The 7,884-nt window shown below is 72.1% G+C and carries 7 protein-coding genes; 4 read left to right on the forward strand and 3 right to left on the reverse strand.

Features of this window, described 5'->3' with window-relative positions; translation table 11 throughout:
- The first annotated feature begins 360 nt into the window (after positions 1–360).
- On the forward strand, positions 361–1,032 hold the full coding sequence (locus ACWC94_RS38560) for a class F sortase (protein WP_450801972.1): 672 nt from the start codon (positions 361–363) through the stop codon (positions 1,030–1,032).
- Positions 1,033–1,045: 13 nt separating this feature from the next.
- Here ACWC94_RS38560 and ACWC94_RS38565 read toward each other — a convergent pair whose 3' ends face one another.
- The 3 genes from ACWC94_RS38565 to ACWC94_RS38575 all read right to left on the reverse strand — a co-directional run bounded on the left by ACWC94_RS38565 (position 1,046) and on the right by ACWC94_RS38575 (position 3,559).
- Positions 1,046–2,212 (reverse strand): GDSL-type esterase/lipase family protein, encoded by a 1,167-nt coding sequence (locus tag ACWC94_RS38565; RefSeq protein WP_450801973.1) that lies wholly within the window; start codon positions 2,210–2,212, stop codon positions 1,046–1,048.
- Complete coding sequence (locus tag ACWC94_RS38570) at positions 2,212–2,805, reverse strand: TetR/AcrR family transcriptional regulator (RefSeq protein WP_450802042.1); 594 nt, start codon at positions 2,803–2,805, stop codon at positions 2,212–2,214. Before ACWC94_RS38570 ends, ACWC94_RS38565 begins: the two co-directional genes overlap by 1 nt.
- A 403-nt stretch (positions 2,806–3,208) precedes the next feature.
- A complete protein-coding gene (locus ACWC94_RS38575; RefSeq protein ID WP_450801975.1) occupies positions 3,209–3,559 on the reverse strand; it encodes a winged helix-turn-helix transcriptional regulator in 351 nt (116 codons plus the stop codon).
- A 68-nt stretch (positions 3,560–3,627) separates the two neighbouring features.
- Between ACWC94_RS38575 and ACWC94_RS38580 the strand changes: the two genes are divergently transcribed.
- From ACWC94_RS38580 to ACWC94_RS38590, 3 genes are all read left to right on the forward strand, one after another.
- Positions 3,628–4,515: an NAD(P)-dependent oxidoreductase gene (locus ACWC94_RS38580; protein ID WP_450801977.1), complete on the forward strand. Its 888-nt coding sequence runs from the start codon at positions 3,628–3,630 to the stop codon at positions 4,513–4,515.
- Positions 4,516–4,699: 184 nt separating this feature from the next.
- Complete coding sequence (locus ACWC94_RS38585; RefSeq protein ID WP_450801979.1) at positions 4,700–5,653, forward strand: LysR family transcriptional regulator; 954 nt, start codon at positions 4,700–4,702, stop codon at positions 5,651–5,653.
- Between the two features lie 180 nt (positions 5,654–5,833).
- Complete coding sequence (locus tag ACWC94_RS38590) at positions 5,834–7,792, forward strand: collagenase (protein WP_450801981.1); 1,959 nt, start codon at positions 5,834–5,836, stop codon at positions 7,790–7,792.
- Positions 7,793–7,884: the final 92 nt, after the last annotated feature.

The following is a 7,884-nucleotide window of genomic DNA, read 5'->3' on the forward strand; positions in this document are numbered from 1 at the left end:
CTGGAAGGCCTTCTGGGACTTGTTCACCCAGCTGTCGTGGGTGCCGCCCTTGACGCACTTCTGGAAGGCCGCACGCCGGACGAGGTGCGCCGCGCCCCTTACGGCCCGTCCCCCCACGCACACGTGGCATGTGCGCGCCCGCGCCCTCCCCGTACGTCCCGCGCCGCGCCGTGCCTGGCCGGGGCTCCGCGACCGTCGCTCCCCGTCCGTCGGGCCACCTGTGCCGGCTCCGCCCCGCCCCTCACTTCGGGGCCCTCTACGCCGACGCCCCTGTACGTCCCTCTCCCCGCGCCGCGCCCTAGGCACCGGCGCTCCCTGTTCTGATCCCCGTGCTGCCGTGCCCGAGTGAGGTGGTGTCCGATGGCAGCAGATTCCTCCTCTTCGAACCCCGCGGAACCGCCGTCGGACGGGCAGAGTTCGGGCCGTGGCGGGCGGCTGACGGTGTGGGGCGCGGCGATCGCGATCCTCGCCGTCACCATGTTCGGCGGACACCACGGCTCGGACGACACGTCGCACGCGTCCCGTGCCGCGGGTGCGAGCGCCGCCGCGCACGCCGATCCGCAGCGGGCCGGCGAGGCGCTGCCCCGGTCCGCGCCGGTCCGCCTGGTCATCCCGAAGATCTCCGTCGACGCCCCCTTCACCACCCTGGACATCGGTCCCTCCGGCCAGCTCGAGCCCCCACCGGCGGGGGACACCAACCTCGTCGGCTGGTACGCCAAAGGTGTCTCACCCGGCGAGAAGGGCACCGCCGTCATCGCGGGGCACGTCGACACGACGACCTCCGCGGCCGTGTTCGCCGGACTCGACGATCTGCAGAGCGGTGACCGTTTCACCGTGCAGCGTGCCGACGGGAGCGACGCCGAGTTCGTCGTGGACAGCGCCGAGACCTTCGCCAAGGACGCCTTCCCCAGCAAGCGGGTCTACGCCGACGCACAGCGCCCCGAGGTCCGGCTGATCACCTGCGCGGGGGACTACGACCACGAAGTGCGGGACTACACCGACAACCTCGTCGTCTTCGCCCACCTGGTGTGAACCGGCCCGGCGGTCAGGCGGCGGAGCGTGCGAAGGGACCGCCCGGCGCGAACGCCAGCGCCGCGAACCGTTCACCGATCCGGCGGTGCGCGGCGGCGTCCGGGTGGAGACCGTCGGGCAGCGGCAGTTCGGCGAAGTCGGCCTCGCCGTACAGGTCACGGCCGTCCAGGTAGTGCAGATGGGGGTCCTCGGCCGACCGCTCGCGCACGATCCGGGCCAGGTCCTCCCGGATGACCGCCAGGGTCAGTTTCCCGGTCGCGGTCTCCGCCGGGTCCCCGGCCGCCCGGAACCGCAGCCGCCCCTCACTCAGGGCGGAGAAGTCCGGGAGGCTGGGGCCCGGAGTGTCCTCGTGGAGGGGGCACAGGATCGGCGAGACGACGAGCAGCGGGACGTCCGGGTGGCCGTCGCGCACGGTGTCGAGGAAGCCGTGGACGGCGGGGCCGAACGCGCGCCGCCGCATCAGGTCGGTGTTGACGACGTTGATGCCCAGCTTGACGCTGATCAGGTCGGCGGGTGTGTTGCGCAGGGTGCGCGCGGTGAACGGGTCGAGCAGTGCGCTGCCGCCCAGCCCCAGATTGATCAGTTCCGCCCTGCCGAGGGACGCGGCGAGCGCGGGCCAGGTGGTGGTCGGGCTCGCGGCGTCCGAGCCGTGACTGATCGAACTGCCGTGGTGCAGCCATACCTTGCCGCCCCGGTCCGGTACGGCTTCGACGGGCGCGTCGGTGCGCAGGGCGACGAGTTCGGTCGTCTCGTTGTGCGGCAGCCAGATCTCCACGACCTTGGCGGCGTCGGGCAGCCCGGTGAAGCGCACGGTGCCGACGGGGCCCGGCCGGTGTTCGGCGGTCCCGGCGGCCATGTCGATCGTGACCGTGCTGCCGCCGGCGACCCGGCCGCTGCCGGCCGGACGTCCGTCGACGAGCAGGTCGTAGACGCCGTCCGGGCGGGGCGGCGCGCCGACGTAGACCCGCTTGGTCGGCAGGGTGTCCAGCTCGACGGTGGTCGCGCGGGTGCGGAAGACCAGCCGTACGCCGGAGGGCTGGGACTCCACCATGGCCAGCTGCGGATCGGCGCACTGCGCGCGGGCGCGGGCCGGCAACCGGTGTGGCAGCAGGCCGTGGGCGGTGCGTTCCAGATCGAGGGCGCCGCGTACGAGAGCGGCGGTCAGGGGCGTGGTCTGCATCATCCGGGCGTGTGTCCAGGGGGTCGGGGGGCGGGCCAGTTGCGCAACAGGGAGTCGAGGGCGTCCACGATCCGCGTCCACGACTCCTGGGAGCCGGGGGCGCTGTGGCTGAATCCGCCGGCCAGTTCCAGGCTGACGTAGCCGTGGAAGACGCTGCCGAGGAGGCGTACCGCGTGGGTCTGGTCGGGCTCGGTCAGGTCGTAGCCGCGCAGGATGGCCCGGGTCAGCTGCGCGTGCCGTGCCCCGGCGCCGGCGGCGGCCGTCTCGGGGTCCAGCGGGTGCCGGGCGGCCGTGTAGCGGCCGGGGTGTGCGTGGGCGTAGTCGCGGTAGACGTCGGCGAACGCGCCGAGGGCGTCCTTGCCGGACCGTCCGGCAAGAGCGTCGGCGGCGCGGTCGGCGAGTTCCTCCAGGGCGAGCAGCGCGATACGCGTCTTCAGATCCTGGGAGCTCTTCAGGTGGGAGTACAGGCTCGCGACCTTGACGTCGAACCGCCGGGCCAGCGCCGACACGGTCACCTGGTCGAAGCCGACCTCATCGGCGAGTTCCGCGCCCGCCCGGACGAGGCGCTCGGTGGTCAGGCCCGCGCGCACCATGTCGCTCTCCCCTCTGCCAGAAGCCATTATGGAGTTTCCTAAACGTTTTAGGCAACACAGTGGAGTGTGGGTCGCCCGTGGACTCTCGCAGTACCAGCGAGGAGGGGCCCGCCCGAGCCTCGGGCGGGTGCCGACCGGGTAGCACGCCGTGGAGGGCGACACCGCATCCCCGCTGCTCACCGCCTCCGGCTCCACCGGAACGCCCCTCGCGGCGGACGGCTCGGCCCCGCAGAGCGACGACCGGCCGGGGAACACGACGGGGTGCACCCCGCCGAGGGCGGCGGGTGCTCCCGTATACCCACTTTTTTGTGCGTACTTGGCAGCCGTCACCGGCCGGGAGAGGCTGTTTCCCGAGGTCAGGGGCTACGGCGACGGCACGGGAGGAGGTGACGGCGGTGGCGCGTCAGGACGCCGCCCCGCGTTCGCGGAGCCGTTCCAGGTGGCCGTGTCCCCAATCGGACACGGGGCCCAGGGCCTCGGACAGGTCGCGGCCGAAAGCGGTCAGCGTGTACACGGTCTTCGGCGGCAGCACGTCGTACACCTCCCGGTGCACCAGGCCGTCCCCCTCCATCTCGCGCAGCGCCTGAGTCAGCACCTTCTCGCTCAACCCCGGCAGCCGGCGCCGCAGTTCGCCGGGCCGGTGCGGGCCGGACTCCAGCAGCCACAGCAGGGACGTCTTCCACTTGCCGTCGATCACGGCGATCGCGGCGGTCACCCCGCAGACGTTCGGGTCCTGTGCGCGGCTGCGTGTCATCGGTGTCCTCTTCTGTTTCCTCATCAGGCCGTACGGCCACAGTCCTTCGTCTCTACGGGAGTTGAAACATGTCCACCACCACGAATCTTCCTGCCGTCACCGTGCTCGGTCTCGGCCCGATGGGCCGCTCGCTGGCCGGCGCGTTCCTGAGGGCGGGACTGCGGACCACGGTCTGGAACCGCACACCGGGCAGGGACCGGGAGCTGATCGAGCAGGGCGCGGTGGGCGCCGGATCGGCCGAGGAGGCCGTGGCCGCCGGTGACCTGACCGTGGTCTGCGTGGTGAACTACGACGCGGTCGACGCCCTCCTGCGTCCCGAGCCCGTCAGCACAGCCCTCAAGGGCCGTACCGTCGTGAACCTCACCGCCGACACCCCGGCCCGGGCCCGGGAGACGGCGGACTGGGCGGCCGCCCACGGCATCCGCTACCTGGACGGCGCGATCATGACCCCGGCCCCCAGCATCGGCACCCCGGAGGCCGTGTTCCTGCACAGCGGACCGCGGGACGTGTACGAGGAGCACCGGCCCGTACTGGCGGCACTCGGTGGCACGCACACCCACCTCGGTGAGGAGATCGGGCGCGCCGCCGCCTTCGACATCGCGCTGCTCGACCTCTTCTGGACGGCCATGGCGGGTTACGCGCACGCCGTGGCGATCGCCCGAGCCGAGGGGGTCACCGCCGGGGAACTGGCGCCCTTCGCCCAGGGGATCGGCGCGATCCTGCCGCCGCTCTTCGCCGAGTTCGCGCAGGACGCCGACGACGGCACCTACTCCGGGGCGATCAATCCCCTCACCTCGGCCGCCTCGACCATGGCCCATGTCATCGACGTCTCCGAGGCCCACGGCATCGACGCGGGAGTGATGCGCGCCGTGGAAGGCATGGCCCGGCGCACCATCGGCCTCGGCCACGGCACGGACGGCTTCATCCGGGTCGCGGAGGTGCTGGGCCGCCACTGACACGGACCGGCCCGCCCGGAAGCGGCGCCCCGAGCTCGGCGGACCTGCGACTTGTGCCGGACGCGGCACAGTGCGACGCTTCGGTCCGCCGGGCGCGACCACGGCCGGCGGCGGCTGTGAGCAGTGGTTTTCCCGGGAGGCGGACGGATCTCCCGGGGCCGTGGACGGAACGGGGAGTGGAGCGATGGAGCTGGAGCTGCGGCACCTGCGGGTGCTGTGCGCGATCGCCGACGCGGGAAGCGTGGGCCGGGCCGCGACACAGCTCGGCTACTCGCAGCCCGCCGTCAGCACCCAGCTGCGGCGCATCGAGCGCCACCTCGGCGAACCGCTCTTCGAGCGCGGCGCGAGCGGAGTGCGGCCGACCCGCTACGGCGCCGAGGTCGTCGCCCAGGCCCGCGACGTACTGGCCCGCGCCGACGCCATCGGCCACCGCCCGGCCGCCGCACGAGCCCGGCGTACCCTGCGCGTGGCGGCGACCAACTCGCCCATGCTGTCCGGCACGGTCTCCCGCGTCCGTACCCGGCTGCCGGAAGTGTCCCTGGCGGTCACCAGCGTCTACGCCTCCTCGCGGATCGTCGAGTTGCTGGAGGACGGCGCGGTGGACGCGGCCATCGCCGCCGACTATCCGGGCATGGAACTGCGCCACTCGGGCGCGGTGCGGCATCGCGGGATCGTCACCGAACCCACGTTCGTGGCCCTGCCCTCCCGGCACCGGCTGCGCCAGTGCGCCCAGGTGCAGCTCGCCGATCTGGCCGAGGACGCGTGGTTCGTGACCCCGGACGACGGCGCCGGCTGGCCCGGGGTGTTCTACGACGCCTGTGCGGCGGCCGGGTTCACCCCGGTCACGGTCCATGAGTTCCTCGGCGACCAGACCCAGCTGCAGAGCATGATCGCCGACGGCCTGGGGGTGTCGCTCGTGCAGCCGACGCTGCGGCCGATCCCGCACGTCGTGGTCAAGCCACTGGTCGGCTCCCCGCTGTGGTGCCGCTATGTACTGGTCTGGCGGCCCGACAGCGTCACCGAGGAGGTCGTGGAGGCGCTGGCCCAGTCCGCCACGGCCGCCTACGGTGACCTCGTCGCCCAGGCGCCCCATCTGCGGGCCTGGGCCTCGCGGACGTGGAGCGTCACCGGCGCCTAGCCGTCCGGCGGACCCGTTCGGGAGCGCGGCCGCGCTGTGTCAAAGGCGCGCCGTGATGTTATGAGCGGGTAGTGGCATGTGCTATGTCACACGGCATTGTTGAGCGGGGCGGCCGCTGAGACAGTGCCTCACACGCCTCAACACCCCACCGAGGCGCATCCCTTCGTGGAGGAACCCCACATGCGCTATCGCTTCGCGCTGCCCAGACGCATGCCCGGCCGCAGGCACTCCCGTACGGGCGGACGCATGGCCGGCGCCGCGGCTGTCTGCGTCACCGTCACCGGTCTGCTGGCCACGCCGGCGCCGGCGGCACCCCAGCCGCACACCGCTGCCGCCGTCGCTCCCCACGGGCGCACGTCCCTGCCGTCGCCGGCCGGCGCGACCACCGCCGTCACCGAGCACGCGGAGAGTCGGGCCCGACGGCTCAGCCCGGCCCAACTCCCGCCCCTGCAGCCCCTCACCCGCAAGCCGGCCCGCAAGGCGGCGACCGCGGCCTCCTGCACCCCGGGCGACTTCGGCGGCCGTTCCGGCTCCGCCCTCGTCGCCTTCGTGAAGGCCTCGTCCACGGACTGCGTCAACACCCTCTTCTCGGTGACCGGCAGCGACGCGCACAACGTCTTCCGCCAGTCGCAGATGCTCAGCGTGGCGGCCGCGTACACCCGTACGGCCGGACAGTACCGGGGTGACAACTCCGGCGGCCTGGAGCAACTGGTCCTCTTCCTGCGGGCCGGCTACTACGTGCAGTTCAACCACCCCGGGGACGTGGGCCCGTACAGCGCCGGCCTCACCAAGGCCGTCACGGCCGGCCTGGACGCCTTCTTCGCCCGGTCCCACTCGCGCGATGTGACCGCGGTGAACGGCGACATCCTCGGCGAAACGGTCATCCTCACCGACAGTGCCGACCAGCAGGGCCGCTATCTGTCCGTCTACCGGCGGCTGCTGAACGCCTACGACAGTTCGTACGACTCCGTCGACAGCATGATCAGGGCCGTCAACGACGTCTACACCCCGCTGTGGCGCGGCAACTGGAACCCGGCATACGTGAAGGCGGTCGAGTCCGACCCGCGCATCGTCGACACCCTGTACGACTTCGCGCTCGCCAACACCGACCAGCTCGGCACCGATCTGGCCTTCCTGGACTCCAACGCCGGGATGAACCTGGCCCGTTACGTCGAGCACCCCGAACTCCAGGACAGCGTCCGCCCGTTGGCCAAGGACGTCCTGGACCGGACCGCGATGACCGGCCCCACGGCCGGGCTCTGGGTCGCCGTCGCCACGCAGGCCAACTCCTACGACGGCGCCAACTGCGCCTATTACGACGTCTGCGACCTGCCGGGCAAGCTGACCCGGGCCGTCCTGCCCGTCAGCCACCACTGCGACGGGGACATCACCATCCTCGCCCAGTCACTGACCGCCGCCGACCTCGATGCCGCCTGTGCGAGCGTGCAGAACCAGAGCGCCTACTTCCGCGGTGTGGTGAAGGCGGGCGGAGCGATACCCGGCCAGTACGCCTCCACCATCCAGCTGGTGGTCTTCGCCAGTCGCCCCGACTACCAGACCTATGCCGGCCCGATCTACGGCATCAGCACCGACAACGGCGGCATGACCCTGGACGGCGACCCGTCCAACCCGGCCAACCACGTCACGTCGATCATGTACCAGAAGCCCTCCGACGACGGCTTCACCGCCCGGATCTGGAACCTCAACCACGAGTACACGCACTTCCTCGACGGCCGCGACGACATGAAGGGCGCCTTCGACCAGCAGATCTCGGTGCCGGACGTGTGGTGGATCGAGGGCCTCGCCGAGTACGTGTCGTACAGCTACCGGGGCATCGGCGACGGCCAGGCGGTCCAGGAGGCGGCCAAGCACACGTACCGGCTGAGCACCCTCTTCGAGAACACCTACGACAACAGCGACGTGACCCGCACCTACCCGTGGGGCTACCTCGCCGTGCGCTACATGGCCGAGCGCCACCCCGACGACCTCCAGAGCATGCTCGCCCGCTTCCGCGTCGGTGACTACGCCGGCGGATACGCCGTCTACCACGACGGCATCGGCACCCGCTACGACGCCGACTTCGACCAGTGGCTCACCGCGTGTGCCGCGGGCGCCTGTGCCGGTCCGGCGAAGGCCTGACCGCACGCGCCCCAGCAGGACGGCCGCCGACCGGAACCCGACTCGCAGGGGGCCGGGCACAGGCGACCGGTGAACTCCGGGAAGTTGTTGGT

This window comes from Streptomyces sp. NPDC001135 (assembly GCF_053598395.1).